Source organism: Microbacterium sp. UBA1612 (genome assembly GCF_002321605.1).
In the GTDB taxonomy this organism is placed as follows: Bacteria; Actinomycetota; Actinomycetes; order Actinomycetales; family Microbacteriaceae; genus Microbacterium; species Microbacterium luteum.
In genome coordinates, this window is the sequence record NZ_DCMW01000035.1 from 62,062 (window position 1) to 81,367 (window position 19,306).

Below are 19,306 nucleotides of genomic sequence, written 5' to 3' on the forward strand. Positions count from 1 at the left end.
CGGAGCGGTGCAGGTACGACTTGTGCTCGACGGGCGGGTCGACGTGCACGACGAGCTCCACGCCGTCGACGTGCACGCCGCGTGCGGCGACGTCGGTGGCGACGAGCACGCGCACGCCGCCGGCATCCGGGTTCGCGCCGAAGGCGGCGAGGTTGCGCTCGCGCGCGTTCTGCGACAGGTTGCCGTGCAGGTCGACGGCGGGAATGCCGGCCGCGGTGAGCTGCTTGGCGAGCTTCTTCGCCTGGTGCTTGGTGCGGGTGAACAGGATGCGGCGGCCGTATCCCGAGGCGATGCGGCGCACGAGGGCGGTCTTGGCCTCGGCGTCGGCCGCGACGAAGACGCGGTGGATCATCGTGCCCTCGGGCACCGAGGACTCGTCGACGGAGTGACGCACCTCGTTCTGGAGGAACTTCGACACGAGGGTGTCGACGCCACGGTCGAGGGTGGCCGAGAAGAGCATGCGCTGACCACCCTGCGGCGTGGCCTTGAGGATGCGGGTCACGCCGGGCAGGAATCCGAGGTCGGCCATGTGGTCGGCTTCGTCGAGCACCGTGACCTCGATGCGGTCGAGCTTGACGATGCCCTGCTGCATGAGGTCCTCGAGGCGACCGGGGCAGGCCACGACGATGTCGACGCCGGCGCGGATCGCGTCGGCCTGCGGACGCTGGCTGACGCCGCCGAAGACGGTGGTGACCGTCAGGCCGGTCGCATCGGCGAGGGGCTTGATGGTCGCCGCGATCTGCGAGGCGAGCTCGCGCGTGGGGGCGAGGACCAGTCCGCGCGGGTGCCCGCCGGTGCGGCGGGCGGCGTTCGCGCCGGAGAGGCGCGCGACCATCGGAAGCGAGAACGCGATCGTCTTGCCGCTGCCGGTGCGGCCGCGGCCGAGCACGTCACGGCCAGCGAGGGCGTCGGGCAGGGTGTCGCGCTGGATCGGGAACGGCTCGGTCACGCCGCGCGAGGCGAGGGAGGAGGCGAGGGTCTCGGGCACGCCGAGAGCGAGGAAGGAGGACATGGGGGAGTGCTTTCTGACAGAGCGCGGCACGCGAGAAGACGCGGGGCGCGGGGTGGGCGACGGCGCGGGATCGCGCATCGGTTCGCCGATCGAGAAGAAGTCGCGGCTCGGGAGGCCGGAAAGCGTATCGTCGACGCAGCGGCAGGAAGCCGCACCACGACGGTAGCACGCCGACGCTCGAGGCGGCTGGGAGGCCCGTTCCGTGGCTATCGGGTGCGCAGGTGATCCGGGCGCCGGAGGAAGCAGACGGCCACGACGCCGAGCGCCATGACCGCGGCGGGAAGCAGCATCGACTGGGCCATCGCGGTGGCGAACGGGCCGGCCAGGTCGGCGGGGAGCTCGGTGGCGGCGGCGACGTCACCCGCAGCCGATCCGGCGGGCAGCTGTGCTTCGAGGCTCAGCTGCATCATCGCCGCGATCGACGATGATCCGAGCACCGATCCCACGGTGCGGGTGGTGTTGTAGATCCCGGCGCCCGCCCCCGCCTGATGGCGCGGAAGATCGCGGGTGGCCGTCGTCGCGAGCGGTCCCCACATGCCCGCGTTGCCGATCCCCATCATCGCCGCCGGGATGAGGAACGCCCAGACCGGCGTGTCCATGTTCATGAGCGCGGCATACAACACGAGGGCGCCCGTGACCGTCAGCAGTCCCGGCACCAGGAGAGCGCGCGGATCGACGCGGTCGAGCAGGCGTCCGGCCAACGGGGAGAGCACGCCGGCGAACACGGCTGTCGGCACGAGCAGCAGGGCCGCCTGCGTCGGCGAGAGTCCCCGGGCGAGCTGGATGAAGAACATCAGCGGCAGCGACATGCTCGTGACGGTGAACCCGACGATGGCGACTCCGGCGCTGGCGAGCGCGAAGTTGCGATCGCCGAACAGTCCCAGCGGCACGAGGGGCTCGCCCCGTGTGAGCTTCTGCTGCCAGAGGAACAGCCCGAGCACGACGACACCGGCGCCGATCATCACCCACACCCACGGCGCCCAGTCATACGCCTCACCCTCCTGAAGCCCGAAGACGATGAGGAACAGTGCGGTGGCGCTCAGGACGACGCCGACCACGTCGAAGCGGTGCGGCTGCCTGCCGAGGTCGGGCACGAGCATCCATGCCAGAACGAACCCGACGATGCCGACGGGGATGTTGATGAAGAAGATCCACTCCCACCCGAGGCCGTCGACGAGGAAGCCGCCCGCCAACGGGCCGACGAGCATCGCGACGCCGGATGTTCCGCCCCACAGCCCCATCGCCGCGCCGCGCTGACCGGCCGGGAAGGTGCGGGTGATCACCGCCATCGTCTGCGGGGTCATCATCGACGCGCCCAGCCCCTGCACCGCGCGGAACGCGATGAGCGCGCCGAGCGTCGGCGACAGGCCGCACGCGAGGGACGCCAGGGTGAACAGCGCGAGACCGCTCAGGTAGATGCTCTTCGGGCCGAACCGGTCGCCGAGGCGTCCGGTGATGAGCAGCGGCACGGCGTACGCGAGCAGGTAGGCGCTGGTGACCCACACGACGTTGTCGAGGTTGGCGGTGCCCGGGTCGAGGGCGGCCTTGATGGCCGGGTTCGCGACGGCGACGATGGTGGTGTCGACGAGGATCATGAAGAACCCGATGATCAGCGCCCACAGCGCCGGCCACGGGCTCCGGGGGCGTGTGTCGACTGCGCCGGTTCGTGCGTGGGTCTGGGTCATTCGCGCGCCGCCTTCCGCTGAGCGAGATAGTGATCGCTCTTTTTGCCGGCGGCGGCGTGGCCCCAGGGCAGCTGCGGATTCTGCAGGCGTCCCAGGAAGTCCGCCAGCCAGATCGTCTCGGCCACGCACAGGGCCCGTTCGCGGTCGTCCTCGACGAGGAACTGCTCGTCGACGGGAACCCGCCGGGCGGCGGCGAGGCTCTCCTCCAGTTCCGCGAAGTCCTGCGTGAGCCGTGCGAGCCGGCGCGTCAGCAGATCCCGCACCTCATCGCGCGGCAGGTTGTGGGCCTCGGACAGGGCGATCCGGAAGTCGCCGGGACGATCGATCCGCTCGAGCTCGTCCCGCAGCCACGATCGCATCGCGTCGCCGCCGGAGGGCAGGAGCGTGTACGTGGTGCGCTCCGGCCGATTCCCCTCGCGGTCGACGCCGACCTCGGCGATCAGGCCGTCGCGCTGCAGTCGCGCGACGGTGTGGTACATCGTCCCGTTGGTCACGCTGAGCATGCGGTCGTCGTGTCGCTGCTTCATCAGGCGCAGCATCTCGTACGGATGCATGTCGTCCTCATCGAGGAGGGCGAGCACCATCAGGCTCAGCGGCGTCAGTCGGCGCGCGGTCATGAATACTCCAAATCTATTAGCCCATATGGACTATATCGGACGAGCCGTCCTCGCGCAGCCGACGGCCGGGCGCCGTAGGCTGGCACCCGTGCACGGCGAATACAAGGTCCCCGGCGGAAAGCTCGTCGTCGTCGACCTCGAGGTGGTCGACGGCCGCATCCGCGGATTCCATCTCGCAGGCGATTTCTTCCTCGAGCCCGACACGGCGCTCGACGACATCGACGCCGCCGTCAACGGGCTCCCGGCCGAGACGGATGCGGCCGCCATCGCCGCGGCGGTTCGGGGCGCCCTGCCGCAGGGGGCCCAGCTGCTCGGCTTCACCCCGGAGGCGGTCGGCACGGCGGTGCGCCGCGCGCTGGTCACGGCTCCCGGCTGGAAGGACTTCGACTGGGAGGTCGTGCACGAGCCGCCCGTCTCGCCGCGCATGAACCTCGCGCTCGACGAGGTGCTCACCACGCGTGTCGGCGACGGGCGCCGTCGCCCCACGCTGCGGCTGTGGGAGTGGAACGAGTCGGCGGTCGTCATCGGATCGTTCCAGTCGTTCCGCAACGAGGTCGACCCCGAGGGGGCCGTGCGCCACGGCTTCGATGTCGTGCGGCGCATCTCCGGCGGCGGGGCGATGCTGATGGGCGCCGGATCGATCGTGACCTACTCGCTCTACGTGCCCGCCACGCTCGTGGCCGGCATGACCTTCGCCGACTCGTACGCCTTCCTCGACGACTGGGTGCTGCAGGCGCTGCGCGGCATGGGGGTCGAGGCGACCTACCAGCCGCTCAACGACATCGCCTCGCCGCAGGGCAAGATCGGCGGCGCCGCCCAGAAGCGGCTGGCCAACGGCGGCGTGCTCCACCACGCCACGCTCTCCTACGACATGGACGGCGCGGTGCTCACCGACGTGCTGCGCATCGGGCGGGAGAAGCTCAGCGACAAGGGAACCGTCTCGGCCGCCAAGCGCGTCGATCCCCTCCGGCGGCAGACGGGTCTGTCGCGCGAGGAGATCCTGGAACGCCTCGCATCCACCTTCACCAGCCTCTACGGCGCCGATCGGGGCACGATCAGCGCGGAGGAGTACGCCGAGGCCGAGAAGCTCGTGGCGTCGAAGTTCGCCACCGACGCGTGGCTGCACCGGGTGCCGTGACCGCCGAAGAGGACGGGCCGGGAGAGGTCGTCATCCACCACGGCGACAATCTCGAGGTGGCACGCGGGCTCGAATCGGGCGCCTACACGCTCGTCTATCTCGACCCGCCGTTCAACACCGGCCGCGCCCAGCGTCGTGCCGTCGAGACCGCCGTCTGGCGCATCGCGGAGCCGCACGACGCCGCCGCGCCGTCGCCCGATGCCGGCGCGGACGCCGACGCCGCCGCGGCCTCGCCCGATGCCGGCGCGCTCTCGCCCGATGCCGATGGTCCGTCGTTCACAACTCCTCAAGATCGGCACGTAGAGGCTCCCTCCGGGGCCGAATCGCCGCACCAGGGCGCGGTTTCGAGGAGTTCTGAACGGCGCGAGGAGCCGCCGGTGGTCCGGCGCGGCTTCCACGGACGAGAGTACGAGCGCCTCCGCGGCGACCTGCGAGCCTACGACGATCGGTTCGACGACTACTGGGGCTGGCTCGAGCCGCGGCTGGGGGAGGCCTGGCGGCTCCTCGCCGACGACGGCACGCTCTACCTGCACCTGGACTACCGCGAGGCGCACTACGCCAAAGTGCTGATGGACGCGCTCTTCGGCCGCGAGCGGTTCCTCAACGAGCTGATCTGGGCCTACGACTACGGGGCGAAATCCCGGCGCCGGTGGCCCACCAAGCACGACACGATCCTCGTGTACGTCAAGAACCCGGCGACCTACTGGTTCGACTCCGACGCGGTCGACCGGGAGCCCTACATGGCGCCGGGGCTCGTGACGCCGGAGAAGGCCGCCCGGGGGAAGCTCCCCACCGACGTCTGGTGGCACACGATCGTCCCGACCACGGGCCGCGAGAAGACCGGCTACCCGACACAGAAGCCCGAGGGCATCCTCCGTCGCATCGTGCAGGCCTCCAGCCGGCCCGGGGACCGCGTACTCGACCTCTTCGCCGGTAGCGGCACCACCGGCGCGGTCGCCTCGGCGCTCGGCCGCCGCGCAGACCTCGTCGACGCCAACCCCGACGCGATCGCGGTGATGGCGGCCCGCATCCCGCACGCCCGCGTCGACGTCGGGAGCGATTCCACGCGGGGCGAGACGGCGGTGGAGGTCGCCCCCTAGGCTGAGCGGGTGCGATTCGGAATCTTCATCCCGCAGGGCTGGCGTCACGACCTCGTCGACATCGAGCCGACCGATCAATGGCGTGTGATGTGCGCCCTGGCGCAGCGCGCCGACGCCGCGGCGTGGGAGTCGCTGTGGGTCTACGACCACTTCCACACCGTGCCGGTGCCGACCGACGAGGCCACCCACGAGGCGTGGACGCTCATGTCGGCCTTCGGTGCGGCCACCGACCGCATCCGTCTCGGCCAGATGTGCACGTGCATGGGCTACCGCAACCCCGCCTACCTGGCGAAGGTCGCCGCCACCGTCGACCACGTGTCGGCCGGACGCACCGAGATGGGGATCGGCGGCGGCTGGTACGAGCACGAATGGACCGCGTACGGCTACGGCTTCCCGCGCATCGGCGAGCGACTCGGGATGCTGCGCGAGGGCGTCGAGATCATGCGCCAGGCCTGGACGACCGGCACGGCCACACTCGCCGGGAAGCACTACCAGGTCGACGGCGCGATCGTGCGGCCGCTGCCCGTGCAGGACGGCGGCATCCCGATGTGGATCGCCGGCAGCGGCGAGAAGGTGACGCTGCGCATCGCGGCGGAATACGCCTCGTACACGAACTTCGCCGGCAGCCTCGAGGAGTTCGACCACAAGGACGCGGTGCTCCGTGGTCACTGCGACGACATCGGTCGCGACCAGGCGGAGATCGTCCGCAGCTCGAATTTCAACACGATCGTGGGGGAGACCGAGGCGGAGGCGTCCGAGCGGCTCGCCGCCGTCGTCGCCCGCGTGCGGCCGTACATCGGCGCCGAACGTGCCGACGCGCTCGAGCAGGAGTATCTCGCCTCGCCCGGCTTCGGCACGGTCGAGCAGGTGGCCGAGCGCCTCGCCGAGCGCGGGCGGCACGGTCTCGGCTACGCCATCCACTACTTCCCCGAGGCCGCCTACGACACCTCCGGCATGGACCTCTTCGAGCGCCACGTCATCCCGTCCCTCGCCTGACCCGCTCCGCCGGCGGGCGTGCAGGCGAGGGTCGGTGCCGCGGCCGCCGGTGAACAACACAGGAGATCCGCGCGCAACACCCGCTGAGAGCCACCGGCAGCCCGGAATCCGACTGTTTCTCCTGTCTTGTTCACACCATGTGGCCTGCGTCGCGTCGCCGCTCGCCTGCACCCGACCCGGATACTCCTCTCGTGACGAGACGCGGGCGCGCTGCGCTCCGCCGGTGAACAACACAGGAGATCCGCGCGGTGTGGCCGCTATCCGGGCGCCCACGGCCCTTTCCCCGTCGTTTCTCCTGTGCTGTTCACCGGAGGCGGCCGCGGCCACTTCTCCTCCCCGGCTCGGCAGTTGCCGCATCGATCCACAGGGTGGTCGCGACTTGCCCGGACGTCTGCGGCATCCGGGCACGGTTGGCCGATGGCCAGACATGCCGAACCCGCCCCGCTTCTCGCCCGTCGCCGCGATCTGCGCGAGGAAGGCGTCACGGATCGCGACCTCGCGCGAGCCGTGACGGCGGGCACGCTCCTGCACCCGCGACGAAACGCCTATCTTCCGATGGGCGTGCCCGTCGACACGGTGGACGCGGTGAGCATCGGGGGCCTGTTGACGTGCACGTCCGAGCTGCGTCGCGCCGGCGTCTTCGTGATGGAGCGCGCCGATCTCGACGTTCATCTTCCGGAGCACGCCTCCCGTGTGCCCGGGATATCCCGGCCGGTGCGGCGTCACTGGGGGCGGTTGGTCCGTCGCCCACACCCGTGCGCCACCTCCGTCGAACCGCTCGACGCGGTCGCGTGCGCGGTGAGGTGCCAGAGTCCTCGCGCGGCGATCGCCTCGATCGACTCGGCGCTGCAGCGGGGGTATGTGCACCGCGACGACCTGCGGGAACTGTTCGGCGCGCTCGCCGGGAGGTACACGGCCCTACTGCCCCTGGTCGACGGCAGAGCTGAGTCGGGACCGGAGACACTGGTGCGGCTGATCCTTCGGGCCCTCGGCCTGCGTTACGAGGTGCAGGTCCGGATCACCGGCGTCGGGCGGGTCGACTTCCTCGTCGACGGGTGGCTCATCATCGAGTGCGACAGCGAGGAGTTCCACGCCGATTGGGAGGCGCAGCGCCGCGACCGTCGTCGGGATCAGGCGGCTGCCGCGCGTGGCTTCGCGGTGTATCGGCCGATCGCGGAAGACATCATGTGGGGACCGGAGGAGGTGGTCGCAGCCATCCGCGGACTCTTCTCGGGCACCGCCGGAGGCGCTCTGTCGCGGCGCGTTGCGTGAACAACACCGGAGATCTGTGGCGCGTCGGCCCTGTGGAGGCCAGGAGCGCGGGATTCGCCCGGAATCTCCTGCGTTGTTGACGCGCGCGGCGGCGTTGTCTACGCGCGAGGCGGCGTTGTCGACGTGGGAGGCGGAGTCACACGCGCCGAGTCACAGGAGACTGGTCAGCACGCGACGGGTCACACGAGCGGGGCGACGGAGCGGTAGCCGTCGGCAATCACCCCGGGCAGCGGCCCTGACCCGCCGAAGACGCGGGTGGTGCCGGGCGCCTCCGACCATGGTCGCCACCCCGGGTCTCCCGTGCGGGCGAAGGCGGCGGCGCTGTCGTGCACCGCGGCCGCGAGGGCCCGCGGCGGAGCCTCGCCGGCGATCGCGGCGACCCGCTCCGCGGAGAGCACGTCAAACCAGAAGGGCACGTCGAGACAGTGCAGCGCCCAACCCTTCGTCGGCGACACCCACGAGAACCGGTAGGCCCACGTCGGGGCGGGCGCGCCCTCCCGCGCCTGCGCGACGCGCGCCACGAGCGACCGGAAGACGACATCGCCGAGGTATCGGCCGAGGACCGCGGCCGTGCCTCGGCGGCGCTGCTCGGCGTTCGCCGCGAGGTAGTCGCGGCGCCGCCCCCGCTCGACGCCGAGCAGTCCCAGGGCGATACCCGCCGGCACCACGCGAAGGGGCCGTCGCGCCCGGTCGGTGATGAAGGTCATCTCGTCATCGACCGCGCCGATCACCAGCGGGATGTCGTCTCCCGCGCCGTCGCGGATCGCATCCACCGTGGGTCGTTCGATGAGTTCACCGTCGACGGCGGGTCCCCACGACAGCGCGTCGTCGACGAGCGCCCGGAGCGCCTCGAGTCTCGAGCCGGACTCCGGTCTCGCTGCCCGACGCTCGAGGGCGGGGAGATCCTCGCGCGGCACGGCACCGAATCCCTCCCGCGTGGCGGGCACGCCGGCGAGGTGTGCGATCCTCGCCGACAGTGAGCGTGCCGTCTCGGGCGAGACGTCGGCGAGGGCGGGCGACATCGCCCACGCCGCGCGGAACAGTCCGCGTGCGGCGGGGAGCGCGAGCAGGGTGAGCACGGCTCCGCCGCCGGCAGACTGGCCCGCGAGCGTCACGCGGTCGGGGTCGCCGCCGAACGCGGCGATGTTCTCCCGCACCCACTCCAGCGCGGCGACCCAGTCCCGCACCCCGCGATTCGCCGGGGCGCCCGGAACATGCCCGAACCCGTCGAACCCGAGCCGGTACGACAGGGTCACCGTGACGACACCGTCGCGCGCGAAGGCCGCGCCGTCGTACCAGGCGCTCGCGGGCGACCCCGAGACGTACCCGCCGCCGTGGATGTAGACGATGACCGGCAGGTGGTCGCCACCAGGCGCGGGTGTGAAGACGTTCACCGACAGGATGTCCTCTCCCGCGATCGCCGGTTCCGGGATGAGCGTCTCGCCGCCGTCGATCCGCTGCGGGGTCGCGCCGAATCCGGTCGCGTCGCGCTCGCCGTCCCAGGGCGTACGCGGCACGGGCGCGGCGAACCGCAGGTCGCCCACCGGCGGCTCGGCGTACGGAATGCCGAGGAAGGCCGCCGAACGGATGCCGTCGACGTCGCGCCACCGGCCGCGCACGCGGCCTGCGGAGGTATCGGCGACCGGATCGGCGCTCACGTCGCATCCTCCCTGGGCGGCACGAGGATGTCGAGGAGCGCGCCGGTCGCGGCGGCCATGTCGAGGTCGGGCTCGAGCATCCACTGCAGCTGCAGGCCGTCGGCAACCGCCTGCAGCAGGCGCCCGGCTGTCTCCGGGTCGACGCGCGGGTCGAGGCGATCCTCGATGGCCTCGGCGAGGGTCTCTCGCAGGCGCCTGTTCCGCTCGATGAAGTAGTCGTGCGCCGGGTGCTCCGCGTCCGCGGCGTCGACGGACAGCGCGGCGAACAGGTGCACCAGTCCCGGCACGCGCTGGTTGTGGCGGATGACGCCGACCCAGCCCTCGCGCATGGCGTCGTCGTGCGTCCGGTCGCCGGTCGCGGCGCCGAGCGCGGCATTGTCGAGCTCGTCGCGCTTGCGGAGGATCTCCGTGAACAGCTGCTCCTTCGTGCCGAAGTAGTGCAGGAGCCCGGCCTGGCTGAGGCCGACGGCCTCGGCCAGGTCTTTGACGGATGTGCGACGGAACCCCTCGCGCGCGATCACGTCGAGGGCTCGCTCGAGGATCTCCTCCCGCTTCGCCACGCCCTTCGCGTAGGAACCTCTTCGTGCCATGGGAGAAGTAAACCGAACAATGCTCGAACCTCAAAGCCAAATGTCGTATGGCTTATGTGTCTGCTCGCGTGCCGGGTCAGAGACGGGATGCGGCGATGCCGACGACATACACGGCGCACGCCGTGCCGATGGTCACCAGGGCTCCGAGCATGAGAACCAGCGCCGCCCCGTCGGTCGGCAGCTCGCCGTCGGTGCTCAGGGCCTGGTGCGCCCGGCGATAGCGGTGCCCGGCGGCGACGTAGGCGGCGATGGCCATGACCAGCCCCACCACCCCGAAGGCGATCGCGGCGACCCCGAGGATCTCGGCGGCGAAGCGCACCGAGACGAGGCTCGCGACCGCGAGGGCCAGGCACGTGCGACGCCACGACAGGAGCGTCCGCTCGGGCTGCAGGCCGGGGTCGAACGGGCGGTCGGTCACCGCAGCTCCAGCACGAAGCCGGCGAGCACGAGGCCGACGGCGACCACGACGCCCACGACGATGATCAGGGCGGTCGCGGGCGCGGGCAGGGCGCTGCTGCGACGGAGCGCGCGTTCGGTGCGGGCCCAGCTCAGCCATGCGTGCACGGCGGCCAGCAGGCCCAGGAGCACGAAGATCAGGGCGGCGGCGAGGCGGAAGCCGGTGTTCTCGGGAAGTTCGAGAGCCTCGAGCGCGACCCCGCCGGCCATGAGGGCGAGGGCCGTGCGCACCCACGCGAGAAAGGTGCGCTCGTTGGCGAGACTAAACCGCGGGTCGGGTTCGTCGCCCTCGCGGTAGACGGATGCGGGGAATCGTCGGGGGGTCTCGCTCACGCCGTCCTCCTGGTGCGGGTCGGTGGCTCACCCAGGCTACTCCGGCGCCGCCGCGCCCCCGTGCGCCGCGGCGGCGGCGGAGATTCACACCGACAGGAACGCCGAGAGAGCCTCGTTCACTTGGTCGGCGTGGGTCCACAGCAGGCCGTGCGGTGCCCCTTCGAGCTCGACGTACGTCGCCTGTGGCAGGAGATCCCGCAGCCGTCGGGCCGACGCGTCGATGGGCACGACGTTGTCGGCGGTGCCGTGCACGATCAGGCACGGGATGCCGCTCGCGGCCACTTCGGCGATGTCGGCGCGGAAGTCGGTCGGCCACGTCAGCGTCGCATCGGCGATCGCGACGTTGCCCGCGTGCGCGGCCACCTGCACGTTCGCGTCGACGGCGTCTTGCGAGATGCGCCGGTCGAGGTTCTCCTCGAGGTTGTAGAAGCCCTCGAAGAACCCGCGCACGAAGGCGAAGCGGTCATCCCTCACCTGTGCGCGCAGGTCGTCGAAGAACCCCTGCGGCCCCGCGCCGTCGGGGTTGTCGTCGGTGGCGAGCAGGTAGGGGAGGATGCCGCTGAGCAGCCCGGCCTTGGCGACGCGGTCGGCGCCGTAGCGGCCCAGGTAGCGGGCGATCTCGCCGGTGCCCATGGAGAAGCCGAGGAGCACGGCGTCGCGAAGGTCCAGCTCTTCCATGAGTGCGTGGAGGTCGGCGGCGTACGTGTCGTAGTCGGCGCCGGAGGCGGTCTTCGTGGATGCCCCGAAGCCGCGCCGGTCGTAGGCGATGACGCGGTAGCCGGCATCCAGCAGCGGATACTGCTGCCGGGCCCACGACTCCCCGTTCAGCGGATAGCCGTGGATGAGCACGACCGGTGTTCCGGTGCTCGGTCCCTGGTCGGTGTAGTGGAGCTCGACGTCGACCGAGTTCTCGGTCCCGACGGTGATGTACGCCACGTGCGGTCGCCCTTCTCGCTGCGCTCCCGGGATGCCGGGGCGGACCGGAGTGTCCGATCCGCCGTCGACGCTACGGCCGGCGACACGTGCGAGCCAGGGCTTGACCGTCCGCGATGCGCGTGGTGGGGTACGGCCGCTGCGAGGCCTCAGGCGTCGCGGCCGGCGCCGGCGGCGGCGGTGACAGAGAACACGTGAGGGTCGGCGAAGCCGCGAGCGGCGAACGCACGCCGCACGGCGTCGGTCACGTCGGCGACCTTCTCGCGCGAGACCAGGGCGATCGCGGCCCCGCCGAACCCGCCGCCGGTCATGCGGGCGCCGATCGCGCCGGCGGCCAGCGCGGCATCCACCGCGGTGTCGAGCTCGGGCACCGAGATCTCGAAGTCGTCTCGCATCGACGCGTGCGAGGCGACGAGGAGCTCGCCGATCGCGGTGGGTCCGGCATCCCGCAGCACCGCCACGGTGTCCAGCACGCGCTGGTTCTCGGTCACGATGTGGCGCACGCGGCGGAACGTCACCTCGTCGACGCGCTCGGCCACCCGCGGCAGGTCGTCGACCGAGACGTCGCGGAGCGCCGCGACCTCCATCGCCGCGGCCCCGCGCTCGCAGGCGGCACGCCGCTCGCCGTAGCCGCCGGTGGCGTGGGAGTGCTTCACGCCGGTGTCCATCACGACGAGCTCGAGGTCGGCGGCGTCGAACCCGAGGTCGACGACCTCGGTGGCGAGCGTGCGGCAGTCCAGGAAGATGGCCGCGTCGGCTTCGCCCAGCATCGAGGCCATCTGATCCATGATCCCGGTGGGTGCTCCCACCGCATCATTTTCGGCGGTGCGTCCGGCCCGGGCGAGGGCGACCCGGTCGAGATCGAGCCCCCACGTGTCGGCGAGCGCGGTCGCCGTTGCCCCCTCGATCGCCGCGGACGACGACAGGCCCGCGCCCACCGGCACATCGGACGAGAAGGCCAGGTCGGCGCCGGTGACGTCGGTCGCGGCGGTTCCGGATGCGGCGAGCAGCGCCCACGCGACACCGAGCGGGTACCGGGCCCACTCCGGCACCTCGTCGCGACGCGCGGGGAACAGGGCCTCGAGTTCGGCGACCGGCACCTCGACCGGCACCGGGTCGACCTCCGACACGACCCGCAGCACGCCGTCGGTGCGTGGAGCCACCGCGACGTGCGTGCGGAAGGGGATGGCGAAGGGCAGCACGAAGCCGTCGTTGTAGTCGGTGTGCTCGCCGATGAGGTTCACTCGGCCCGGCGCCGACCACGTTCCCACCGGCTCGGCTCCGGTCAGCTCGCGAAAGAGCTCGCGTGCCTGCCGGGCGGTGTCTGATGCGGGTTCGGGCGAGGTCACAGGGACACCTCCGGGATGGATGCGACGGCCTCGCGCAGGCGGTCGGCGGCGGCTTCGGGCGGGATGTCGCCGATCCAGGCCCCCATGGCGGCCTCGGATCCGGCGAGGTACTTCAGCTTGTCGGCGGCGCGGCGCGGGGAGGTCAGCTGCAGGTGCAGGCGCGCCGTGTCGCGTCCGACGGCGACCGGGGCCTGGTGCCACGCGGCGATGTACGGCGTGGGGGTGTCGTACAGGGCGTCGACGCCGCGGAGCAGACGCAGGTAGACCGTCGCGAGTTCGTCGCGCTCGGCATCCGTCAGCTCGGTGAAGTCGGCGGCATGGCGCCGGGGCGCGAGGTGCAGTTCGATCGGCCAGCGCGCCGCGAAGGGCACGTAGGCGAGCCAGTGCTCGGCTTCGAGCACGACCCGGGGACCGGCCGCCTCGAACGCGACGATGCGCGCGAACAGGTCGTCGCCCTCGCGGGCGATCGAGCGCAGCAGCGACTGGGTGCGGGGGGTGATGTACGGATAGGAGTAGATCTGACCGTGCGGGTGCTGAAGGGTGACCCCGATCTCTTCGCCGCGGTTCTCGAACGGAAACACCTGCGCGATGCCGGGCAGGGAGGAGAGCGCGGCGGTGCGATCGGCCCACGCCTCGATGACGGTGCGGGCGCGTGTGGCGCTCTGGGTGCCGAACGACCCCGCGTGCTCGGGGCTGAAGCACACGACCTCGCAGCGTCCGACCGACGTGCGGGTGCGGCCGAGCCCCGGAGCGTCGAGGTCGTCGAGGCTCTGCGGCGCATCGTCGGCTGCGGGTGCGTCGCCGGTGGCGCGGGCCAGGGCCGGGCCGAACGAGGGCGACTTGTTCTCGAACACCGCGACGTCGTAGACGGAGGGCACCTCCGACGGGTTGGTCGCGGTCTGCGGAGCGAGCGGATCGAGGTGCGCCGGCGGCAGGAACGTGCGGTTCTGACGTGCCGCGGCGATCGAGACCCAGTCGCCGGTGAGCACATCCCGCCGCATCGTCGCGGTGGCGGGGCGCGCATCCAGGGTGCGGGCGTCAATGGCGCGCTCGGCCGGCAGCGACGTGCCCGGGTCGTCGAAGTAGATCAGCTCGCGGCCGTCGGCGAGGCGGGTGGCCCGCTTGACGACGCCGCCGGACAGCTCGGCCGTGAAGAACTCAGGTGTGTTCACGTCAACACGGTACCTGGAGGGGTGTGTTAGCGTCAACATGCCTGCGTTGTTCACCCGATGACGCCGGTCGGTGCGAGAGGGGAACGCATGCCGAGGCGGATCGCGGGACAGGTGCGGCGGGTCTCGATGGCTGACGTGGCCGCGCGCGCCGGCGTCTCCGGACAGACGGTCTCGCGCGTGGTCAACGGCAGCCCGCGGGTGGATCCGGCGACGCGGGCGCGCGTCGAGGCGGCGATGGCCGAGCTGGGCTACCGGCCGCATCGCGCGGCACGTGCGCTGCGCACCGGTCGCACCCACACCATCGGGCTCGTGGTGTCGACCCTCGCCACGGTCGGCAACTCGCGCATGCTGCAAGCGGTCTCGGATGCGGCCGCGTCCCGGGGCCTCGCCCTCGTCGTGGTCACGCTGCACGCCGAGGTCGACGGCGGCATCGCGTCGGCCTTCGAGCGGCTCGAGGACCAGGGCGTCGACGGTGTAGTCGTGCTGAACGAGGCGACCCTCCTCGCACGGGACGTCGCACCGCCGGAGGGCCTGCGGCTGGTCGTCGTCGACGCGCCCGCGGAGGATGCGGCGGGGCCGGGGAGTTCCGCACATCCCGCCACCGCCTCGGCGCGGAACGGTCGGCCGGGTGCCGGGCAGGCGGGTGCCGGGCGCACCGGTACCGCGCAGACCGACCATGCCGGCGGCGCGCGGGCGGCGACACGGCACCTCATCGCGCTCGGTCATACGCGCATCCGTCACCTCGCCGGTCCGCTGGGCAGCTACGCGGCGGCCGAGCGCGAGCGCGGTTGGCGCGAGGCGCTCGAGAATGCGGGGCTCGAGGTCGCGGAGCCGCTGCGCGGTGCGTGGACGTCGGGCGCCGGCCACACCGCCGCGGCGCTGCTTGACGACGCCGCGACGGCGGTGTTCTGCGCGAACGACCAGATGGCGCTCGGGATGCTCCGGGGCCTCGCCGAGCGGGGGCTCGACGTTCCCGCGGACGTGAGCGTGGTCGGATTCGACGACGTGCCGGACGCCCGGGACTACCGGCCGCCGCTGACGACCGTGCGGCAGGACTTCGACGCGCTCGGCGAGGCTGCCGTATCGGCCCTCATCGATGATCCGTCCGGGGGTGGCGCGGTCATCCCGGCCCAGCTCGTCGAACGGGCCAGCACGGCACCTCGACGGTGACCGCGTGTGCCGCGTCGCCCGCCGCTCCGTCGGGCGGCGGAGGATCGAGGCGTGACGCGCTCATCCCTCACGCCCGGTACCGTCGTCGCAACGCCTCGCGGGGAGGGGGAGGTCATCGACGTTCGAGCGACGCCATCGGGGAAGTTCGTCGTCGGGGTCGAGATCGAGACCGGCGAGGTCGTCCATGTGACGGAGGGCACCGCGCGGCCGGTCGACGCCTAGTCGCTTCGTCCTTTCGAGTGGAATACGCTTTCCGTGGGATGCTCCACCGGAGTCCATCCCATCGCGACCGCGTCGACGAAGGAGTGGCATGACCGGAGCGACCGAGGGCCGTCCTCCAGGCACCGTGGTGCTCGCGGTGGACTCGTTCAAAGGCTCGATCGCCGCAGACGCCGCCGCTGACGCGCTTGAAGCGGGGTGGCACCGCGTGCGACCGGGCGACCGGATCGTGCACCGGCCGATGGCGGACGGCGGCGAAGGCACCGTCGCCGCCTTCGCGGCGGCCGTGCCCGGGGCGACGCTCATGCCCGTGACGGTCGATGGACCGGAGGGCGCGCCCGTCGAGGCGCACTGGCTGCTGCTTCCGCCGACCGCCGCCGCCGACGCCGGCACCGGGGTCGTCGAACTCGCCGGCACCTCGGGCATCGAGCTGCTGGGAACGCCCCCGCGACTCCGGCCGCTCGACGCCGACACACGCGGCTTCGGGCAGGCGATCGCCGCCGCGCTGGACCACGGCGTCTCGCGGTTGGTCCTCGGAATCGGTTCGAGCGCGTCGACGGACGCGGGGGTGGGGATGCTCGCCGCGCTCGGCGCGCGCGTGCTCGACGTCGACGGCGCGCCCGTCGCTCCCGGTGCGCGCGGACTCGGCGATGTGGCCGAGGTCGATCTGTCGGGTCTCGCCCCGCTTCCAGCCGGCGGCGTCCGTGTGTTGAGCGACGTCACGCATCCGCTGACGGGCCCGCGGGGAGCGGCAGCCGTCTTCGGTCCGCAGAAGGGTCTGGGTGGGGACGACATCCCGGCTGTGGATGCAGCGCTCGCCCGCCTCGCCGACCTCGTCGGGGTCGACCCGGACGCACCCGGTTCGGGTGCCGCCGGCGGTACCGGCTTCGCCCTGCGCCTGTGGGGCGGCGAGCTCGTTCCCGGCGCCGAAGAGGTCGCCGAGCTCATCCGGCTCGCCGACGCGATCGGCGGCGCCGCCGTCGTCGTCACGGGCGAGGGCGCATTCGACGGCCAGTCGGCCGCCGGCAAGGTGCCGTCCCGGGTGCACCACCTGGCGGCGGTTGCCGGCGTGCCCGCGCTGCTCGTCGCCGGCCGCATCTCGCCCGACGCCGACACCTCGGCCTTCGCCGCCACCGCGTCGCTGACCGACCTGGCGGGAACGCCGGAGGCGGCCATGGCCGACCCCGCGACGTGGCTCGCGCAAGCCGGCGCCGCCCTCGCCGCATCCCTCTGACCTTCCTCCGTCCACCCGACCTCCTCCGCCTCTGACCCCGCCGCCTGCCCGCCCCCGGTCGCCCCGACCTCCCTCCGCCCGCGTGCTGGTGCCTAACTCAGGCTGAGGAGGTCCAGATGCGGCCTGGTATCGATTTCCCGGCCCGGTGAGTGCCATCCAGCCTGAGTTGGTGCACGTGTCACAGCGGTGCCGCCCGTCGCGTGGCCGCCCTGTCGTATGCCGCTGCCGTCGCGTGGCCTTCGCTTGCCGTCCCATCGGTGCACCAATTCAGGCTCGTGGAGTTCGGATGAGACGGAGAGGCCGGAATTCCGGCCCCCAATCTGAGTTGGCGCACGTCGCCGGTCAGGACGCCCGACAACTCACACCTCGTGCGGGCGTCGGCGTCTTTGCCGTCTGTCCCCTGGCGCGGCACCGGATGGTCGACTCGATGCCGCACCGGAGTCTCACCCCACCGTGTGCACCAATTCAGGCTCGGGGAGTTCGGGTACGGCCGAGAGGTCGGAATTCCGGCGGCTCGTGGTCCCCCAGCCTGAGTTGGTGCCCGTCGCCCGTCGAGACGCCGACAGGTGACACCACGTGCGGGGGTTCGGCGCCTTCTGTCGTCTGTCGCCCGGTGAGGCAAGGTCTCGACTCGATGCCGCCCCGGTGTCACACCCGACGTGTGCACCAACTCAGGATGGAGGAGCCCGGGTACGGCCGGGAGGCCTGGAATCCGGGCCGTTCGGTTCGCCCAGCCTGAGTTGGGGCACGACGTGAGCGGAGACGCGGCCCCCACCATCGCCGGGGCCACCGCCCGGCCGCAGCCTATCGTCGCCGGCCCGCGCCGCCCGGCCGCAGCCCGTCGTTGCCAGCCCGCGGCGTCACCGCCCCACCGTCGCCGGAGCCCCAGCCTCGCCGGAGCCCCGCGGCCCACCGGAGCCCCGCGGCCCGCCGGAGCCCCGTGGCTCGCCGGAGCCCCAGCCTCGCCGGAGCCCCCCCACGTCACTTCCCCACCGTCGCCGGAGCCCCGCGGCCCACCGGAGCCCGGCGGCACCGCGTCAGGGGAGGGTGAGGATGCCGTTCCGGCGGTGCGGGAGCGACGGGAAGGCGTCGTCGCGCAGCACCGGAGGCAGCAGACGCTGCGGGGCGTCCTGGAAGACGATCGGCCGCAGGAACCGGCGGATCGCCGTCGCGCCGACCGAGGTGTGCAGCGAGGTGGTCGCCGGCCACGGACCGCCGTGCTGCTGCGACCACGTCACCGCCACGCCAGTTGGCCAGCCGGCGAACAGCACGCGTCCGGCCTTGCGTTGCAGCACCTCGAGCACGTCGTCGACGGCGTCGTCGTCCTCGGCGTGCAGGGTGGCCGTGAGGCTGCCCGGCACCGCCTCCAGGGCACGCTGCAGCGCGGCGTCGTCGGCGTACTCGACCAGCAGCGTCACGGGGCCGAAGCACTCCTCGAGCAGCGTCTCGGGCCGATCCGCGACGGCGGCGGCATCGGTCCTCAGCACGACCGGCTGCGCGGTGCCCTCGGCCTGTTCGGCGGATCCGGCCACGACCGAGACCGACGGGTCGGCCTCGAGGTGCGCGAGACCGGACGGGAACGCCGCGGTGATGCGGTCGGTCAGCAGCGGCCCACCGGATGCGCCCGGAACGAGGCGCGCGACGAGCTCGTCGAAGCCGGATCCGGCCGGGACGAACACCACACCCGGCTTGGTGCAGAACTGCCCGACCCCGAGCGTGAACGAGGCGACCAGGCCCTGCGCGAGCGCCTCACCGCGCCGCGCGACGGCGGCCGGGGTGAGAACCACGGGATTGACGCTGCCGAGCTCGCCGTAGAAGGGGATGGGGTCCTCTCGCCCGGTCGCCAGGTCGAACAGGGCGCGTCCGCCGCCCAGCGAGCCGGTGAACCCGGCGGCCTGGATCGAGGGATGCTGCACGAGGGCGTTGCCGGCTTCGCGACCCTCGACGAGACCGAGCGAGCCCGCGGGTGCTCCCGCCGCTTCCAGGGCCGCGGCGACGATCTCGGCGGTGCGCTCGGACAGGCGGGGATGGCCGGAGTGCGCCTTCACGACCACGGGGTTCCCGGCCGCGAGGGCCGAGGCGGTGTCGCCGCCGGCGACGGAGAACGCGAAGGGGAAGTTCGAGGCCGAGAACACCGCCACCGGGCCGACGCCGGTGAGCATCCGTCGCAGTTCGGGGCGCGGCGGGGTGGCGGCGCCGTCGGCGTCGTCGATCGTGATCTCGAGGTACGAGCCCTCCTCGACGACGCTCGCGAACAGGCGCAGCTGGCCGGTCGTGCGCCCGACCTCGCCGCGCAGGCGGGTCTCGCCGAGGCGGGTCTCCTCGTCGGCGATCGCGACGAGCTCGTCGGCGTGCGCGTCGAGTGCGTCGGC

General features: G+C 72.4%; 18 protein-coding genes. 7 read left to right on the forward strand and 11 right to left on the reverse strand.

Annotated elements, in window-relative coordinates; translation table 11 throughout:
- From B3S45_RS13140 to B3S45_RS13150, 3 genes are all read right to left on the reverse strand, one after another.
- Positions 1-1,012 (reverse strand): DEAD/DEAH box helicase (locus B3S45_RS13140; protein WP_286721134.1); only part of this gene is annotated, 1,012 nt, incomplete at its 3' end.
- 206 nt (positions 1,013-1,218) lie between these two features.
- Positions 1,219-2,697, reverse strand: a complete 1,479-nt coding sequence (locus B3S45_RS13145) for a DHA2 family efflux MFS transporter permease subunit (protein ID WP_194383849.1) — start codon at positions 2,695-2,697, stop codon at positions 1,219-1,221.
- Positions 2,694-3,314, reverse strand: a complete 621-nt coding sequence (locus B3S45_RS13150) for a PadR family transcriptional regulator (protein ID WP_286721136.1) — start codon at positions 3,312-3,314, stop codon at positions 2,694-2,696. Before B3S45_RS13150 ends, B3S45_RS13145 begins: the two co-directional genes overlap by 4 nt.
- Before the next feature lie 88 nt (positions 3,315-3,402).
- Between B3S45_RS13150 and B3S45_RS13155 the strand changes: the two genes are divergently transcribed.
- The 4 genes from B3S45_RS13155 (at position 3,403) to B3S45_RS13170 (ending at position 7,820) form a co-directional block, all read left to right on the forward strand.
- Positions 3,403-4,452 carry a lipoate--protein ligase family protein gene (locus B3S45_RS13155; RefSeq protein ID WP_286721138.1) on the forward strand — a complete coding sequence of 350 codons (1,050 nt, stop codon included), beginning with the start codon at positions 3,403-3,405 and terminating at the stop codon, positions 4,450-4,452.
- A complete protein-coding gene (locus B3S45_RS13160; RefSeq protein ID WP_286721140.1) occupies positions 4,431-5,552 on the forward strand; it encodes a DNA-methyltransferase in 1,122 nt (373 codons plus the stop codon). Before B3S45_RS13155 ends, B3S45_RS13160 begins: the two co-directional genes overlap by 22 nt.
- A gap of 9 nt (positions 5,553-5,561) precedes the next feature.
- Complete coding sequence (locus B3S45_RS13165; RefSeq protein WP_071044980.1) at positions 5,562-6,548, forward strand: TIGR03560 family F420-dependent LLM class oxidoreductase; 987 nt, start codon at positions 5,562-5,564, stop codon at positions 6,546-6,548.
- A 417-nt stretch (positions 6,549-6,965) separates the two neighbouring features.
- A complete protein-coding gene (locus B3S45_RS13170; protein ID WP_286721142.1) occupies positions 6,966-7,820 on the forward strand; it encodes a DUF559 domain-containing protein in 855 nt (284 codons plus the stop codon).
- Between the two features lie 179 nt (positions 7,821-7,999).
- On the opposite strand, the gene B3S45_RS13175 is transcribed toward B3S45_RS13170, so the two are convergent.
- The 7 genes from B3S45_RS13175 to galT form a co-directional block, all read right to left on the reverse strand.
- A complete protein-coding gene (locus B3S45_RS13175) occupies positions 8,000-9,478 on the reverse strand; it encodes a carboxylesterase/lipase family protein (protein WP_194383848.1) in 1,479 nt (492 codons plus the stop codon).
- The gene (locus B3S45_RS13180) at positions 9,475-10,068 is read right to left on the reverse strand and encodes a TetR/AcrR family transcriptional regulator (RefSeq protein WP_194383847.1); all 594 of its coding nucleotides are present in this window, start codon (positions 10,066-10,068) and stop codon (positions 9,475-9,477) included. The genes B3S45_RS13175 and B3S45_RS13180 overlap by 4 nt, the downstream gene beginning before the upstream one ends.
- A gap of 76 nt (positions 10,069-10,144) precedes the next feature.
- On the reverse strand, positions 10,145-10,486 hold the full coding sequence (locus B3S45_RS13185; RefSeq protein WP_194383846.1) for a DUF202 domain-containing protein: 342 nt from the start codon (positions 10,484-10,486) through the stop codon (positions 10,145-10,147).
- Positions 10,483-10,857, reverse strand: a complete 375-nt coding sequence (locus tag B3S45_RS13190) for a YidH family protein (protein WP_071044975.1) — start codon at positions 10,855-10,857, stop codon at positions 10,483-10,485. Before B3S45_RS13190 ends, B3S45_RS13185 begins: the two co-directional genes overlap by 4 nt.
- Positions 10,858-10,941: 84 nt before the next feature.
- Entirely contained in the window at positions 10,942-11,793 is an 852-nt protein-coding gene (locus B3S45_RS13195; RefSeq protein ID WP_071044974.1) for an alpha/beta fold hydrolase, read from the reverse strand.
- A gap of 146 nt (positions 11,794-11,939) precedes the next feature.
- Complete coding sequence (gene galK / locus B3S45_RS13200) at positions 11,940-13,139, reverse strand: galactokinase (RefSeq protein ID WP_286721147.1); 1,200 nt, start codon at positions 13,137-13,139, stop codon at positions 11,940-11,942.
- A complete protein-coding gene (galT, locus tag B3S45_RS13205) occupies positions 13,136-14,311 on the reverse strand; it encodes a galactose-1-phosphate uridylyltransferase (protein WP_286721148.1) in 1,176 nt (391 codons plus the stop codon). Before galT ends, galK begins: the two co-directional genes overlap by 4 nt.
- 87 nt (positions 14,312-14,398) lie before the next feature.
- On the opposite strand from galT, the gene B3S45_RS13210 reads away from it, so the two are divergent.
- The 3 genes from B3S45_RS13210 (at position 14,399) to B3S45_RS13220 (ending at position 16,934) form a co-directional block, all read left to right on the forward strand.
- A complete protein-coding gene (locus B3S45_RS13210; protein WP_414683092.1) occupies positions 14,399-15,481 on the forward strand; it encodes a LacI family DNA-binding transcriptional regulator in 1,083 nt (360 codons plus the stop codon).
- A 51-nt stretch (positions 15,482-15,532) separates the two neighbouring features.
- Complete coding sequence (locus B3S45_RS13215) at positions 15,533-15,703, forward strand: hypothetical protein (protein WP_286721150.1); 171 nt, start codon at positions 15,533-15,535, stop codon at positions 15,701-15,703.
- A gap of 88 nt (positions 15,704-15,791) precedes the next feature.
- Positions 15,792-16,934 carry a glycerate kinase gene (locus B3S45_RS13220; RefSeq protein ID WP_286721152.1) on the forward strand — a complete coding sequence of 381 codons (1,143 nt, stop codon included), beginning with the start codon at positions 15,792-15,794 and terminating at the stop codon, positions 16,932-16,934.
- A gap of 1,037 nt (positions 16,935-17,971) precedes the next feature.
- Here B3S45_RS13220 and B3S45_RS13225 read toward each other — a convergent pair.
- Positions 17,972-19,306 (reverse strand): aldehyde dehydrogenase (NADP(+)) (locus B3S45_RS13225; protein ID WP_286721154.1); only part of this gene is annotated, 1,335 nt, incomplete at its 5' end.

Excerpts from the sequence above, each read along its gene's own strand:
- B3S45_RS13170 (WP_286721142.1), top strand. The coding sequence starts at position 6,966 with ATGGCCAGACATGCCGAACCCGCCCCGCTTCTCGCCCGTCGCCGCGAT.
- B3S45_RS13180 (WP_194383847.1), bottom strand. The coding sequence starts at position 10,068 with ATGGCACGAAGAGGTTCCTACGCGAAGGGCGTGGCGAAGCGGGAGGAG.
- B3S45_RS13210 (WP_414683092.1), top strand. The coding sequence starts at position 14,399 with ATGCCGAGGCGGATCGCGGGACAGGTGCGGCGGGTCTCGATGGCTGAC.
- B3S45_RS13220 (WP_286721152.1), top strand. The coding sequence starts at position 15,792 with ATGACCGGAGCGACCGAGGGCCGTCCTCCAGGCACCGTGGTGCTCGCG.
- B3S45_RS13150 (WP_286721136.1), bottom strand. The coding sequence starts at position 3,314 with ATGACCGCGCGCCGACTGACGCCGCTGAGCCTGATGGTGCTCGCCCTC.
- B3S45_RS13145 (WP_194383849.1), bottom strand. The coding sequence starts at position 2,697 with ATGACCCAGACCCACGCACGAACCGGCGCAGTCGACACACGCCCCCGG.